Here is a 14,407-nt window from a genome sequence, read left to right on the forward strand (position 1 = left end):
GCCGGGAACATCCTCCACGAGCCCTCTTCAGAACAATGCCACCAGCACGACACCGAGCAGGACGGTCCCGGCTCCTGCGAGCCGTCGGGCAGGCTTGGGCTCCCTGAAGATCAGCCAGCCAGCGACGGTCACCAGCACCACGCTCAGCTCCCGGCCCGGTGCCACCAATGACACCGGTGCCAGCCGCATGGCCCACAAGACCAGAATGTAGGCCAGCGGAGACAACACCCCCACGGCCAGGACCTTGAGCCAGTTCCCCAGCAGGATGGACCGCAGGCGGGAAACGTCCCGGAGTGCGACGGGGGTCAGCAACGCCACCTGGGTCACCAAGGAGCCCCAGTACAGGAGCACCGGGGTGATGGCCAGTGCCGTGACCGCATGGGCGTCCCACACGGTGTACGCGGCGATCATCACCCCGGTCATCACCCCGAAGAGGACCCCGTTTCCCCGGCTGGCACCGCCGGGACGGCTGGACGAGGATCCGGTCAATCCGATCACCACGATGCCCGAGACCACCAGTGCCGCTCCCACGAGGCCCAGCGCGCCGGGTCGTTCGGCGAACAGGATCATGGCAAAGACCACCGCCAGCAACGGGCCGGTCCCGCGTGCCAGTGGATAGACCACTGACACGTCCCCCACGGCATACCCCCGTTGCAACAGCACGAAATAGGCGGTGTGGATGATTCCGCTGACCAACGCCGCCGACCACCACGTGCCCATCGATACGTCGGCCCCGGCGAGCACGAGCACGGCGAAAGGGAGGTAGAGGACGGTGGAGGCCACGCTGTATAGCCACACGAACGCGGCCCCGGCGGAGCCGGCGCTCTTGGCCGCAATGTTCCAGGTCGCATGGGCCAGGGCAGCCAGCAGAATCAGCCCCAGCGCCGTGGTGCTCATCGTGGCATCGGCGGGTCGGAGCAGTGGGGATCAGTATGGTGATCGGGCTTCGGGGTCGTCATCGGCCGCCATGCACCGAATTTCCCTGTCCCCGGTAGGTCCACCTGCCTGCTTTCAGACACCAGCCTTCCTCCTCCCGGCGGGTTTCCCGGCCCGGCTCGGATCGCACCACGCCACGGGCCCTCAATCTAGCAAGGGCGTGGGCCGCAGGCAGCCTTCGCGGGGGCGGTGGGCTGACAAAGCAACAATCGAACGAGTATACTGTCTTCAGGACATCAAATCAGAGGAGCAGCCATGGACAACCAACCAGTACGCAATCTCGAGGGCAAGGTCACCATCGTCACCGGTGGCGCGGCGGGCATCGGCGGAGCCGTGACGCGCGCTTTCGTCGCCAGGGGCGCAAAGGTGGTGGCGGTCGACCTCAATGAGGAAGCCGGTGCAGTCATCGTGGAGCAATTCGGCCAGGACGTGGAATTCGTCGCCGGCGATGTCTCTGATCCCGAGGTGGCGAAGGCGGCCGTGGCCCGCGCCGTGGACCGCTTCGGTCGATTGGACGCCCTGGTCAACAATGCCCACGCCTCCAAACAAGGTTCCTTCCTGGAACACACCGATGCCATGTGGGACCTGTCCTTCAACACCGGGTTCTTCGCCACCCGGAACTTCATGCTGGCCGCCTACCAGGAACTGAAGAAGACCGTCGGCGCCGTGGTCAACTACGGATCCGGGGCCGGACTCGAAGGCCAGCCGACCCAGGCTGCCTACGCGGCCGCCAAGGAGGCCATCCGCGGACTCAGCCGGGTCGTGGCGAACGAATGGGCCCCCGAGGGCATCCGGGTCAACGTGGTGTGCCCGATGGCCATGACCGAAGGCGTGGAGAACTGGAAGAAGAACTACCCGGAGATGTTCGCCGCCTCCGAGGAGAAGGTGCCGCTGGGACGCTTCGGTGACCCGGAGACCGACGTGGCCCCCATCGTCGCGTTCCTGTGCTCCGATGACTCCCGCTACATGACCGGACAGACCGTCATGGCCGACGGCGGATCCATCAAGCTGCGCTGAATCCGTCGCGGTGTCGTGCCCCGGGACCTCCAGGGAGCACGAGGCGGGTGCACGACGGACGCGACCGGATTCCTGCAACGCCGCGGGAACCCGGTCGATTGGTTCGGCTGCGAACGAGTCGGTTAAGCTGGACCCGGCTGGCTGTGGTCACCGTATGCCACAAGTCATGAAGCCCCACCACGAATCAGGAGACCAACGTGTCAGAGCAGATCACCCTAAATGTCGACGGCGAACAGCGTGAGGTGACTGCTGGCACGACAGGGGCCGAGCTGTACTTCGAAGAGCGCAACGTCGTGGTCATGCATGTGGACGGCGTCCTCTGCGACCTGTCCCATGAACTCGAAGCCGGGACCACCGTCGAGCGGGCGACCATCGACTCCCCGGCAGGACTCGAAGTCCTGCGCCACTCCACCGCACACGTGATGGCCCAGGCCGTGCAGCAATTGCGGCCCGAAGCGAAGCTGGGCATCGGCCCGTACATCACCGACGGCTTCTACTTCGACTTCGACGTCGAGGAACCCTTCACCCCCGAGGATCTGAAGACCCTCGAGAAGATGATGCTCAAGATCGTCAACCAGAACCAGAAATTCGCCCGCCGCGTGGTGACCGAGGACCAGGCCCGCGAAGCCATGGCCGCCGAACCCTATAAATTGGAGATCCTGGGCAAGTCCAGTGACGCCGACGCGGTCGGCGAAGGGGCCAACATCGAGGTCGGCGCCGGCGAGATCACCATCTACGACAACGTCGACCGCAAGAGCGGGGAGACCATCTGGTGCGATCTGTGCCGCGGCCCGCATCTGCCCAACACCAAGCTGATCTCCAATGCCTTCGCCCTGACCCGTTCCGCCGCCGCCTACTGGTTGGGCAACGAGAAGAACAAGCAGCTCCAGCGCATCTACGGCACCGCCTGGCCGACGAAGGCGGACCTGAAGGCCTACCAGGAGCGTCTGGCCGAGGCCGAACGCCGGGACCACCGCAAGCTCGGGGCCGAACTTGACCTGTTCTCCTTCCCCGATGAACTCGGTTCGGGCCTGCCGGTCTTCCACCCCAAGGGTGGCATCATCCGCCGTGCAATGGAGGACTACTCACGTAAGCGCCACGAAGAGGCCGGATACGAGTTCGTCTACACCCCGCATATCACCAAGGGCCACCTCTACGAGATCTCTGGGCACCTGGACTGGTACCGGGACGGCATGTTCCCCCCGATGCACGTCGACGAGGAACTGAACGAGGACGGGTCGGTGCGCAAGCCCGGCCAGGACTACTACCTCAAGCCGATGAACTGCCCCATGCACAACCTGATCTTCGCCTCGCGGGGACGCTCCTACCGCGAACTGCCGTTGCGGATGTTCGAATTCGGTTCGGTCTACCGCTACGAGAAATCCGGCGTCGTCCACGGGCTGACCCGCGTGCGGGGGATGACACAGGACGACGCCCACATCTACTGCACCCGCGAGCAGATGAAGGGCGAGCTGACCACCGCGCTGGAATTCGTCCTGGACCTGCTCAAGGACTACGGGCTGGACGACTTCTACCTGGAGATCTCCGATAAGGACCCGGAGAAGTACGTCGGCAGCGACGAAGCCTGGGAGGAAGCGACCCGCACCCTCGAGGAGGTGGCGACCGCATCGGGCCTCGAGCTGGTCCCCGACCCGGGCGGAGCCGCCTTCTACGGGCCGAAGATCTCCGTGCAGGCCCGCGACGCCATCGGGCGCACCTGGCAGATGTCCACCATCCAGCTGGACTTCAACCTGCCCGAGCGTTTCGACCTCGAATTCCAGGCGGCGGACGGCTCCCGTCAACGCCCCGTGATGATCCACCGGGCCCTCTTCGGCTCGGTGGAACGGTTCATGGGCGTGCTGATCGAGCACTATGCCGGGGCCTTCCCGGCCTGGCTCGCCCCGGTGCAGGTGCTCGGCGTCCCGGTGGCCGAGGCGTTCAACGACTACGTCCAGGACATCGTCGCCCAGCTCAAGGCCCGCGGCATCCGTGCCGAAGCCGATCTGGGGACCGAACGGTTCCCGAAGAAGATCCGCAACGCGTCCAAGGACAAGATCCCCTTCACCCTGATCGCCGGGGGAGAGGACGCCGAGGCAGGCGCCGTCTCCTTCAGGTTCCGTGACGGGAGCCAGGACAACGGGGTGCCGGTGGCCGAGGCCATCGAGCGCATCGTTTCCGCCGTGCAGAACCGGGAGGCGTAGTTGATGGGGACCCCGGAACACGACGAGGACATCACCGACGACTTCGAACTGGCCGGGGTCCCGGATTCCTTCCAACGCCTGTGGACGCCCTATCGAATGGCCTACATCAAACAGGGCCAGGGGCAGGTCAAGAACGAAGAGGACTGCCCTTTCTGCACCGGGCCCCAGCGCAGCGACGAGGAATCGTTGATCGTGCACCGGGGCAAGACGATGTTCGTGGTGCTCAACCTCTTCCCCTACAACTCCGGGCACCTGCTGGTGTGCCCCTACCGCCACGTCCCGGACTACACGGATCTGACCGTGGAGGAAACCGCCGAAATGGGGGCGGCAGCCCAACAGGCGATGCGTGTGCTGCGGGCGGTGGCGAACCCGTCGGGCTTCAACCTGGGCATGAACCAGGGGGTGGCCGGCGGGGCGGGCATCGCCGCGCACCTGCATCAGCATGTGGTCCCGCGGTGGAGCGGGGACGGGAACTTCTTCCCGATCATCGCCCGGACCAAAGCCATCCCAGCGGTCCTGGGGGACATCCGTCAGGACATCGCCGACGCATGGGACCAGGGCTGAGATCGACCGCGAGCACCAGTGGTGCTACATCATCGGCGCCGCGGTGGCGCCGAAGCACGCCCATCGCTGACCGGTGGCGTCATCGGGGGCGGTGATCACCGGCACACTGGCTTAGGATGGAGCGTACTTTCCCCCCGTTTTGAAAGGACCATACGTGTCCAGCACTGAGAACACCACCGGCAGTCCCCGGGTCAAGCGTGGCATGGCCGATATGCTCAAGGGCGGCGTCATCATGGATGTCGTCACCGCAGAGCAGGCCCGAATCGCTGAGGATTCCGGCGCCGTCGCCGTCATGGCCCTGGAACGGGTTCCCGCCGACATCCGCGCCCAGGGCGGGGTCTCGCGCATGTCCGACCCCGATATGATCGACAGCATCATCGACGCCGTATCGGTTCCGGTCATGGCCAAGGCCCGTATCGGCCACTTCGTGGAGGCCCGGATCCTGCAGTCCCTCGGGGTCGACTACATCGACGAATCGGAAGTCCTGACACCGGCCGACTACGTCAACCACATCGACAAGACGGACTTCACGGTCCCCTTCATCTGTGGTGCCACCAACCTGGGGGAGGCCCTACGCCGCATCAACGAGGGTGCTGCCATGATCCGTTCCAAGGGTGAAGCCGGCACGGGCGACGTCTCCAACGCCACGGGGCACATGCGCAAGATCCGCGCCGAGATCGCGAAGCTGTCCTCGATGCCCACGGACGAGCTCTACGTGGCCGCCAAGGAGCTGCAGGCACCCTACGAACTGGTCAAGGAAGTCGCCGAGGCGGGCAAGCTGCCCGTCGTGCTCTTCACCGCCGGCGGCATCGCCACCCCGTCGGATGCCGCGATGATGATGCAGCTTGGCGCCGACGGCGTGTTCGTCGGCTCAGGCATCTTCAAGTCAGGCAACCCGGCCCAGCGGGCCGCAGCCATCGTGAAGGCCACCACCTTCCACGACGACCCCTCCGTCATTGCCCAGGCCTCCCGCGGGCTGGGTGAGGCCATGGTCGGCATCAACGTGGAGGAGCTGCCCGAACCGCACCGCCTCTCCGAGCGCGGCTGGTAAACCCTCCTGAGCTGAAACGGACGGCTGGCCACTCATCCCGAGTGGCCGGCCGTTCGTGTCTTCCTACTGCACCAGATGGCGTCCCTTGCCCAGCAGCTCGAGGCCGTTGGTGCGGAAGAAGGCCGACGCCCCGGGGGTCGAAGCCGCCAGGACCTGGCCCGAACCTTCCTCGGAGTCGAGCCGTTCGACCAGGGCCCCCAGCAGGGCCGTTCCGGCCCGCTGACGCCGCCAGGAGCGGCCGACCGCCAGGGACTGGATCGACAGGTCCCCGCCGTCATGCAATTGACCGAACCCCCGTCCCGCCAGCGTTACGTCGGCGCCCCGGGCCACGGCTTGTTCGATCCGACGCTCCGGTTGCAGGACCGCCAGTTCTTCCCGGTCGGCCCCGGTGGCCTCGGGCAGGGTGGAGGATAATTCGACGCCGCCCTCCCACGGTTGGCCATCGCGGCCGGCTGCCGCCACATCTGCCGCGGACCCACCGTGCCAGAAGAGCGGGGGCGCGTCTCGGAAGCCCAGCTCGGTCAGGGCCTCGTCGCGGGCCGCGGCATTGAGGAAGACGTGGACTTCGCGGGCCCCCAGACGGGTTCCCTCCGCCAGTCCGGGGCGCAGCCCGGAGGCTTCGGGACGGGTGGGGAAGAGCAGGACCAACCGGGCCCGGGTCGGCTGATAGAGCCATTGGCAGCCGTGGGTGGAGAACTCCCGGCCACCGGTGGCCGCAGCCAGGGTCCGGTGCCAGTCGGTGAAGGCGCGCTGTGCGCCGGCTACGGTGCTCATTGGGCGGCTGCGTCCAGTCCGCGGCGCACCAGCAATGGCTCGAGCCGGGCTTCACGCCCGCGGAAGATCTCATAGGAGGCCAACGGGTCCCGGGTATTGCCCCGGGCCAGGAGTTCATGGCGGAACCGGTCGCCGTTGGCCCGGGTCCCACCACCATTTTCGGTGAACCACTCCACCGTGTCGGCGTCGAGGACTTCACTCCAGATATAGGAGTAGTAGCCGGCGGAATAGCCGCCATCGAAGATGTGCTTGAAGTAGCCGGTGCGGTAGCGCGGGACGATGACCTCGGGGGAGAAGCCCGCCTCGCGCAGCACCCGGTCCTCGAACTCCAACGGATCCCCCGGATCCTCCCCGGCGGCCAGGGAATGCCACTCCAGATCCAACAGGGCCGCCGCCAGGTATTCGGTCGTGGAGAAGCCCGCACCCCAGAGGCCCGCATCCTGGATCTTCTCCACGGCGCCGGCGGGCAGCGGTTCGCCCGTCTCCACGTGGAGGGCATATTTGGTGACGAGCTCGGCGTCGAACTGCCACATCTCGTTGACCTGCGAGGGATATTCGACGAAGTCGCGCGGCACCGAGGTCCCGGCGAGGGAAGGGTAGATCCCGTGGGCGAACAGCCCATGCAGGGCATGGCCGAATTCGTGGAACAGGGTCCGGCATTCATCGAGGGTCACCAGCGCGGGTTGGCCTTCGGCCGGGGCCGGGATGTTCAGGTTGTTGGTGACCACGGGCAGTTCGCCGAAGAGGGAGGCCCCGTCGCGGATGCTGTTCATCCAGGCACCGCCGGCCTTGGTGGGCCGGGCGAAGTAGTCGCCCAGGAACAGCCCCAACGTGCTGCCATCGGCGTCGGTGACCTCCCAGACCCTGACCTCGGGATGGTACACGGGCAGGTCGTGACGTTCGGTGAACTCCACCCCGTAGAGCCGCGTGGCTGCGGCGAAGACCCCCGCGTGGATGACCCGGTCCAGTACGAACCAGGGCTTCAACGCCGCGGCGTCCACGGCGTACTTCTCCCGCTGGACCCGGGCCGAATAGTAGGCGCGGTCCCAAGGGGCGAGTGGCCGTCCGGCCAGCTCGGCCATGGTCGCGGCCTCGGTGGCGGCATTGGCCAGGGCACCGGGGATGAGGCCGGCCAGACGTTCACGCACCGCCTCCACCGAGGGAGCGGTCTGGCCTTCGAGGACGTAGGCCGCGTGATGGTCATAGCCCAACAGGGCGGCCCGTTCGGCGCGCAACCGCGCCATGGAAGCGCCCAGCTCCAGGGTCCGGTTCGGTCCCTCCTGGCCACGTCGGGTGGAGGCCTCGAACAGCCGCCTGCGTGAGTCCTCCCGTTCCAACCGGGCCAGGGCCGGCTGCTGGGTCGGCAGGACCAGGGTCAACAAATAGCCGTGAAGATGTCCGGCCTCCGTGGCGGCACGGGCGGCCGAGGCGATCTCGGCGTCGGAGAGGCCCTCGAGTGCCTCGGCGGAATCGAAGAGCACCGCGGCGTCGTTCATCCCGGCCAACAACCGGGTCCCGTACCGGGTGGAGAGGGCGGAGATCTCCGCGTTCAGGGCCCGGAGGCGCTCCTTGCCCGCTTCATCGAGCCCGGCTCCCGCCTGGCTGAACCGGCGCAGCGTCTCGGAACTGAGGCGCTGGCGTTCGCCGTCGAGCCCACCGGCGGCTTCCACGGCGGACAGCCGGGCGTGGAGCTGCGCGTCGAGGTGCACGGCATCCTCGTGTTCGGTCAGCAGTGCCTGGATGTCGGCATCGACCTCCACGAGGTCGTCGGTGCCGTGGGAAGGCCTGACATTGGAGAAGGCCATGACCGCCCGGCGCAGGGTTTCCCCGCTGGTTTCGAAGGCTTCGGTGGTGTTGGGGAAGGTGGGCTCCTCGGTGGAGGAGGTGATGGCGGCGATGGCGGCCAGCTGCTCGGCGATGCCGTGTTTGACCGCTTCGACATAATCCTGCGCCGTCAGGAGATCGAACGCGGGCATTTCGAAGGGCAGCACGCTTTTGCTGAGCAGGGGATTCGTCATGAAGTCAGTTTTTCACACCTGCGGACCGGACGCGACGCCTACCATCGGAGGATGAGCCACAGATCGTTGCCGACCCGCCGGCGGGCCGCCGTCCGAGTAGCCGCCCTGGTGGCCTCGCTGATCCTGCTGTCGGGCTGTTCAGGCGCCGATACCTCCCAGCCGGCCGGGACGGGAACGACGCCGCCGAATGCGGCGGCCCCGGCAACGGCGGGCAGCGCCACGGCGGCGACGACGGATGCGGAGGCCACCGGGCCGGACCCGATGCCCTCGTCCCGCGAGGAGGTCTCGGTGGTGGTGACCGGTGACGTGTTGCTCCACCCACCCCTGTGGGAACAGGCCCGGGCGGACGGTTCGGCCGCTACCCCCGACTTCGCCCCGCTGCTATCGGGTCTGGCGCCCTATCTTGCCGACGCCGATCTGGCGATCTGTTCGTTGGAGACCCCGGTCGGGACCGACAAGGGGCCCTATCGCGGGTACCCGTCCTTCGTGGTGCCCCCGCAGATCCTTCCGGCCCTGGCCTCCACCGGCTATGACGCCTGCACCACCGCCACGAACCATGCCGTCGACGACGGGACTTCCGGGGTCGAACGCACCCTGGACGCCCTGGACGAGGCAGGGCTGGAACATACCGGGACCTATCGCAGTGCCGCGGAGTCCCGGAAGCCGCTGATCCTGGAGGCCGGGGGAATCCGGGTCGGCGTCGTGGCAGCCACCTACGGGCTCAACGGGTTGAGCGCCGACACCGACTGGAGGGTCGATCTCATCGACACCGACCAGATGATCGCCCGGGCCAGACAAGCCCGCAAGGCAGGCGCCGACGTCGTGCTGGCCGGGTTCCATGCCGGCGAGGAGTACTCGACACGCCCGACCACCGAACAAACCCATATCGCCCACACCCTGGCGGACAGCGGGGAATTCGATGCGGTCTATTCGCACCACACGCATTCGGTGCTGCCGTTGGAAAAGCGCGACGGGGTGTGGATCGCCTACGGGTTGGGCAACTCGGTGTCCGCCCATGCCACCGATCTGGCGGTGAACCGGGAAGGGGTGAGCCTGAAGCTGGACTTCGTGAAGGAGGGGGACCGGTGGACGACCTCGGCCCCGCGTTGGGTCGGACACATCATGGCCCAGGACCCGGTGCGCTGGTGTGCCCTGCCGGCGAAGACCCCGTGCACGACGGCGGCCGGTGATGCCGCCTCGCTGAAACGCACGCGCTCGACCTTGAACGTCCTGGGCGCCGACGGGGACGGGGCCCGGCCTTGGCGCCCCGCAGCCTCCCCGTGACCAGCCCCGCAGCCTCCTCGTGACCAGGCCCGGGGCTGACGGTGCCTACCCGGTGGGCGGTCGGCCGGTGCGGGAACTATGCTGAAGCGTCCCATTTCCTCCGCCGCGGTGACGCGGTGCGACCCCGGCCCCACCCGGGAAAGGCGGTTCCACATGCTCAACGTCGGTGTCCTGGCCCTCCAGGGTGATGTCCGCGAACATGTGGCGGCGTTGGAATCCGTAGGCGCCCGCGCCGTTGAAGTCCGCCGGGCCGAGGAACTGGCGGGGCTGGACGGGATGGTCCTGCCCGGGGGCGAATCGACCACCATCGACAAGCTCTCCCGCATGTTCGGGCTCTCCGCCCCGTTGAAGGAACGCATCGCCGACGGGTTCCCGGTCTTCGGTTCCTGCGCCGGGCTGATCTTGTTGGCTGATCGGATCCTGGACCCCTCGACCGACCGCCAAGGCGTGTCGCAGCAGAGCTTCGGCGGCATCGACATGAGCGTCAGACGCAATGCGTTCGGCCGTCAGGTCGAGTCCTTCGAAACGGATCTGGCGTTCAAGGGACTGCCCGATCCACCCCGGGATGCCCGGTCTTCCGCCAGCGGACCCGCGGCGGCGGTGCGGGCGGTGTTCATCCGCGCCCCCTGGGTCGAATCGGTGGGCGAAGGGGTCGAGGTATTGGCCAGGGTCCGGGTCCCGGCGGGCGGATCGGGCCCGGAGGCGGGAACGGACAGTAGAATCGTTGCAGTACGTTCGGGATCGCTGTTGGCGACGTCCTTTCATCCGGAAGTCACGGGGGAGCGCCGGATCCACGAACTGTTCATCCAGCTGATCAAGGGAGAAGCGTAAGCATGTCAGGCCACTCCAAATGGGCAACCACCAAGCATAAGAAGGCGGCCATCGACGCCAAGCGCGCGAAGTCGTTTGCCAAGCTCATCAAGAACATCGAGGTCGCAGCCCGTGCCGGCGGCGCCGATATGGCGGGCAACCCCGGCTTGGAAGTCGCCGTTGCCAAGGCGAAGAAGACCTCGGTCCCCAATGACAACATCGACCGGGCCGTCAAGCGCGGTGCCGGGCTGACCGGTGAGGTCATCGACTACGCCGAGATCATCTACGAAGCCCGCGGGCCGCAGGGTTCGGCACTGCTCATCGAATGCCTGACCGATAACAAGAACCGGGCCGCTTCCGAGGTGCGCCTGGCCATCAACCGCAGCGGCGGGACCGTCGCGGACCCGGGCTCGGTGGCCTACATGTTCACCCGCAAGGGCGTGGTCTCGGTGCCGAAGAACGACCTGACCGAGGACGATCTGCTCATGGCCGTGCTCGACGCCGGGGCCGAAGAAGTCAAGGAATCCCGCGACGGCTTCGAGGTGCATTGCGAGCCCACCGACCTGCAGGAAGTGGTCAAGGCGCTGGAGGAGGCAGGCATCGAATACGAATCCGATGAAGCCGAGTTCGTTCCCTCCATGCAGGTCCAGATCGATGCCGACGCCGCGCGCAAGTTCCTCAAGCTGGCCGATGCCCTGGAGGAACTCGACGACGTGCAGAACGTGTATTCGAATGCCGATCTCACCGATGAGGTCATGGCCGAGCTCGAAGCGGACGACTAGCACCCCATGGCGTTGCGTGTGGTCGGGGTCGACCCGGGGCTGACCCGCTGCGGTCTGGCCGTGGTCGACGTCGAACCCAACCGGCGGGCGTCCCTGGTCGACGTGAAGGTAGTCGGGACGACGCCGGACACCTCGTTGGACCAGCGACTGCTGGCCATCGCCGAAGGCATCGATGCCTGGTTGGACCGGCATCGCCCCGACGTGCTGGCCGTGGAACGGGTCTTCAGCCAACTCAATGTCAGTACGGTCATGGGCACCGCGCAGGCCTCGGGGATCGTGATCGTCGCCGCGGCCCGGCGGGGCATCCCGGTGGCTTTGCATACCCCGACCGAGGTGAAGGCGGCCGTGACCGGAAGCGGTCAGGCGAGCAAGGCCGCCGTAGGCAAGATGGTGGCCAAGATCCTCCGCCTGGACGAACCACCCCGCCCGGCCGATGCCGCCGATGCCGCCGCCCTGGCCATCACCCATGGCTGGCGCGGGGCGGCCCCCGGTTCGCAGGCCTCCAGCGGGGTCACCGCCGGCTCCAGCGGGTTGACCCCCGCGCAACGCGCCTGGGCCGCCGCCGAAGCAGCGGCCCGCAAGCCACGCTGACCGAGTCGGTGGGCCCGGATCCGCGGCCCGACGGGTAAGGTATTCGTAGATATGTTCGGATGCCGCCCAGCGGTCACCGATCACAGGACGACGCCGGAGGAAGGCTTTTCATGATCAGTTCGCTCAACGGTGTGGTGAGCCATGTGGCCCTGAACAGTGCCGTCATCGAGGTCTCCGGATTCGGGATGCTCGTCCAGGCAACCCCGCAGACCCTCTCGGGTCTGCATGTGGGCCGCGAGGCCGTGGTGCATACCTCGATGGTGGTCCGCGAGGACTCCATGACGCTCTTCGGTTTCGCCGAGCCGGGGGAGCGGGAGGTGTTCGAGGTGCTGCTCTCCGTGGCAGGGATCGGTCCGCGGCTCGCCCTGGCCGTCCTGGCGGTCCATACCCCCGAAGACGTCAGGGTGGCCTCCGCCGAGGGGGACACGAAGGCCTTCTCCCGGGTTCCGGGCATCGGCCCCAAGGGCGCCCAGCGGATCGTGCTGGAACTGGCCGGCAAGCTCGCCCCCACCGGGGAGGCCACCACCACGGCCCAGGCCGCCACCGTACCGGCGTGGAAGGAACAGGTGCTCGAGGCCCTGACCGGATTGGGGTGGTCCGATAAGGACGCCGAAAAGGCTGTGGCGGCCACCGCCAAGGCCGAGCCCGAACTCGTGGCCACCGCCCAGGTGGGCAACATCCTCAAATCAGTTCTGCGCGACCTGGGCCGTGGCGCCTCGGCCGGCGGACGATAGGCTGGAACCATGACCGAGAACCAGCAGATCACCGCCTCCTCCTCGGAGCCGGAGGAGCGGGCGCTCGAGTCGGCACTGCGCCCGAAGAACCTGCATGACTTCGTCGGTCAACCCCGGGTCCGCCAGCAGCTCTCGCTGGTCCTGGAAGCCTCACGGATCCGCGAACGCTCCGCGGACCATGTCCTGCTGTCGGGCCCTCCGGGGCTGGGCAAGACGACCCTGGCGATGATCATCGCGGCCGAAATGAACGCCCCGCTGCGCATCAGTTCCGGCCCCGCGATCCAGCATGCCGGGGATCTGGCCGCCATTCTTTCCTCGCTGACCGAAGGCGAAGTCCTGTTCCTGGACGAGATCCATCGCATGAGCCGTCCCGCCGAGGAGATGCTCTACATGGCCATGGAGGACTTCCGCGTCGACATCGTCGTGGGCAAGGGGGCCGGAGCCACGGCCATCCCCCTGGAGATCCCGCCGTTCACCCTGGTCGGGGCCACGACCCGTGCCGGTCTGTTGCCCGGGCCGCTGCGTGACCGGTTCGGCTTCACCGGGCACCTGGAGTTCTATGCCACCGAGGAACTCGAGCTGGTCCTGCGCCGTTCGGCCATGCTCATGGACATGTCGGTGAACTCCGCGGCCTTCGCCGAGATCGCCCTGCGTTCGCGCGGTACCCCCAGGATCTCCAACCGTCTGCTCCGCCGGGTCCGGGACTGGGCCCTGGTCCACGGGATCGAACAGATCGATGCCCGGGCCGCCTCCGCGGCCCTGGACATGTATGAGGTCGACTCCAAGGGCCTGGACCGGATGGACCGCAACGTCCTCGAGGCCCTGTGCACCAAATTCGCCGGAGGACCGGTGGGCCTGTCGACCCTGGCCATCGCCGTCGGACAGGAGACCGAGACGGTGGAAACCGTCGCCGAACCGTATCTGGTCCGTGAGGGCCTGCTCGGGCGGACGCCACGCGGGCGGATCGCCATGCCCGCCGCCTGGGAACATCTCGGATTGGCCATGCCCGCCCATGCGGTCCACTACGATGGCGCGGCCGGTCAATTCGGTCGCCAGGACCCCTCCGGGAACCCCGCCGGCAGCTGAGCCGGAGGGCGGGAATCGGCTCCGCGGTCACCCAACGTCCAGACTGGACCTATACAATAGTGACTTGCCCTCCGTGGGCGTTGTCGAAAACGCCCTCCGGAAGTCCCCGGAACAGAAACAGGTAGTAACTCTTGACCTCCACCGTAATTGCCCAGGCGGACCAGCCGTCGGGCTTCGACCCGATGACCCTGATCCTCATCCTGGCCTTCGCCTTCCTGATCTTCATGATGTTCCGCGGACGCAAGAAGGCACAGAAGAAGCAACAGGAGCTCCGGTCGCAGCTGGCCGTCGGATCCGAGGTCATGACCAACTTCGGACTGTTCGGAACGGTCGCGGCGATCGACACCGATGACAACAAGGTCATCCTGGAGATCTCCCCCGGAACCACCGCCACGGTCCACGCCCAGGCCATCGCCAAGGTCATCCCCGTCGCGGAGCCCGGCAACGATGCCGAGCTGTCGACCGATGAGGCCCAGTCGACCGCAGGGGAAACCCCCGAGGAGACCCTGCGTCGCCTCGATGGCGAAGGCAAGAACGAGAACGACTAGATGCACCGCGG

Annotated in this window: 14 protein-coding genes; 11 read left to right on the forward strand and 3 right to left on the reverse strand. The window is 67.2% G+C overall.

What is annotated here, in order from left to right:
- Positions 1 to 27 precede the first annotated feature (27 nt).
- Positions 28 to 897 carry an EamA family transporter gene (locus ACT3S2_RS10745; RefSeq protein WP_444553626.1) on the reverse strand — a complete coding sequence of 290 codons (870 nt, stop codon included), beginning with the start codon at positions 895 to 897 and terminating at the stop codon, positions 28 to 30.
- Positions 898 to 1,191: 294 nt separating this feature from the next.
- Between ACT3S2_RS10745 and ACT3S2_RS10750 the strand changes: the two genes are divergently transcribed.
- From ACT3S2_RS10750 to pdxS, 4 genes are all read left to right on the forward strand, one after another.
- A complete protein-coding gene (locus ACT3S2_RS10750) occupies positions 1,192 to 1,953 on the forward strand; it encodes an SDR family NAD(P)-dependent oxidoreductase (RefSeq protein ID WP_444561686.1) in 762 nt (253 codons plus the stop codon).
- A 197-nt stretch (positions 1,954 to 2,150) separates the two neighbouring features.
- Positions 2,151 to 4,154 (forward strand): threonine--tRNA ligase, encoded by a 2,004-nt coding sequence (gene thrS / locus ACT3S2_RS10755; RefSeq protein WP_444553624.1) that lies wholly within the window; start codon positions 2,151 to 2,153, stop codon positions 4,152 to 4,154.
- 3 nt (positions 4,155 to 4,157) lie between these two features.
- The gene (locus ACT3S2_RS10760; RefSeq protein ID WP_444553623.1) at positions 4,158 to 4,718 is read left to right on the forward strand and encodes an HIT family protein; all 561 of its coding nucleotides are present in this window, start codon (positions 4,158 to 4,160) and stop codon (positions 4,716 to 4,718) included.
- 154 nt (positions 4,719 to 4,872) lie between these two features.
- Positions 4,873 to 5,769 (forward strand): pyridoxal 5'-phosphate synthase lyase subunit PdxS, encoded by an 897-nt coding sequence (gene pdxS, locus ACT3S2_RS10765; RefSeq protein WP_444561687.1) that lies wholly within the window; start codon positions 4,873 to 4,875, stop codon positions 5,767 to 5,769.
- 63 nt (positions 5,770 to 5,832) lie between these two features.
- Here pdxS and ACT3S2_RS10770 read toward each other — a convergent pair whose 3' ends face one another.
- Positions 5,833 to 6,543 (reverse strand): GNAT family N-acetyltransferase, encoded by a 711-nt coding sequence (locus ACT3S2_RS10770; protein WP_444561688.1) that lies wholly within the window; start codon positions 6,541 to 6,543, stop codon positions 5,833 to 5,835.
- Positions 6,540 to 8,561, reverse strand: coding sequence for a M3 family metallopeptidase (locus ACT3S2_RS10775; RefSeq protein WP_444561689.1), 2,022 nt, complete (start codon positions 8,559 to 8,561; stop codon positions 6,540 to 6,542). The genes ACT3S2_RS10770 and ACT3S2_RS10775 overlap by 4 nt, the downstream gene beginning before the upstream one ends.
- A gap of 51 nt (positions 8,562 to 8,612) precedes the next feature.
- Here ACT3S2_RS10775 and ACT3S2_RS10780 point away from each other — a divergent pair, with 51 nt between their 5' ends.
- The 7 genes from ACT3S2_RS10780 to yajC all read left to right on the forward strand — a co-directional run bounded on the left by ACT3S2_RS10780 (position 8,613) and on the right by yajC (position 14,396).
- Positions 8,613 to 9,845 (forward strand): CapA family protein, encoded by a 1,233-nt coding sequence (locus ACT3S2_RS10780; protein WP_444561690.1) that lies wholly within the window; start codon positions 8,613 to 8,615, stop codon positions 9,843 to 9,845.
- Between the two features lie 153 nt (positions 9,846 to 9,998).
- Positions 9,999 to 10,676 (forward strand): pyridoxal 5'-phosphate synthase glutaminase subunit PdxT, encoded by a 678-nt coding sequence (gene pdxT, locus ACT3S2_RS10785; protein ID WP_444561691.1) that lies wholly within the window; start codon positions 9,999 to 10,001, stop codon positions 10,674 to 10,676.
- Positions 10,677 to 10,678: 2 nt separating this feature from the next.
- Complete coding sequence (locus ACT3S2_RS10790) at positions 10,679 to 11,437, forward strand: YebC/PmpR family DNA-binding transcriptional regulator (protein WP_444561692.1); 759 nt, start codon at positions 10,679 to 10,681, stop codon at positions 11,435 to 11,437.
- 6 nt (positions 11,438 to 11,443) lie between these two features.
- The gene (gene ruvC / locus ACT3S2_RS10795; protein WP_444553616.1) at positions 11,444 to 12,028 is read left to right on the forward strand and encodes a crossover junction endodeoxyribonuclease RuvC; all 585 of its coding nucleotides are present in this window, start codon (positions 11,444 to 11,446) and stop codon (positions 12,026 to 12,028) included.
- 110 nt (positions 12,029 to 12,138) lie between these two features.
- Positions 12,139 to 12,762: a Holliday junction branch migration protein RuvA gene (gene ruvA / locus ACT3S2_RS10800; RefSeq protein ID WP_444553615.1), complete on the forward strand. Its 624-nt coding sequence runs from the start codon at positions 12,139 to 12,141 to the stop codon at positions 12,760 to 12,762.
- A gap of 9 nt (positions 12,763 to 12,771) precedes the next feature.
- Positions 12,772 to 13,848 (forward strand): Holliday junction branch migration DNA helicase RuvB, encoded by a 1,077-nt coding sequence (ruvB, locus tag ACT3S2_RS10805; protein WP_444553614.1) that lies wholly within the window; start codon positions 12,772 to 12,774, stop codon positions 13,846 to 13,848.
- 131 nt (positions 13,849 to 13,979) lie between these two features.
- The gene (yajC, locus tag ACT3S2_RS10810) at positions 13,980 to 14,396 is read left to right on the forward strand and encodes a preprotein translocase subunit YajC (RefSeq protein ID WP_444553613.1); all 417 of its coding nucleotides are present in this window, start codon (positions 13,980 to 13,982) and stop codon (positions 14,394 to 14,396) included.
- The last annotated feature ends 11 nt before the right edge of the window (positions 14,397 to 14,407 follow it).

The sequence above is a fragment of the Arthrobacter sp. AOP36-A1-22 genome (assembly GCF_052377615.1).
In the GTDB taxonomy this organism is placed as follows: domain Bacteria; phylum Actinomycetota; class Actinomycetes; order Actinomycetales; family Micrococcaceae; genus Arthrobacter_H.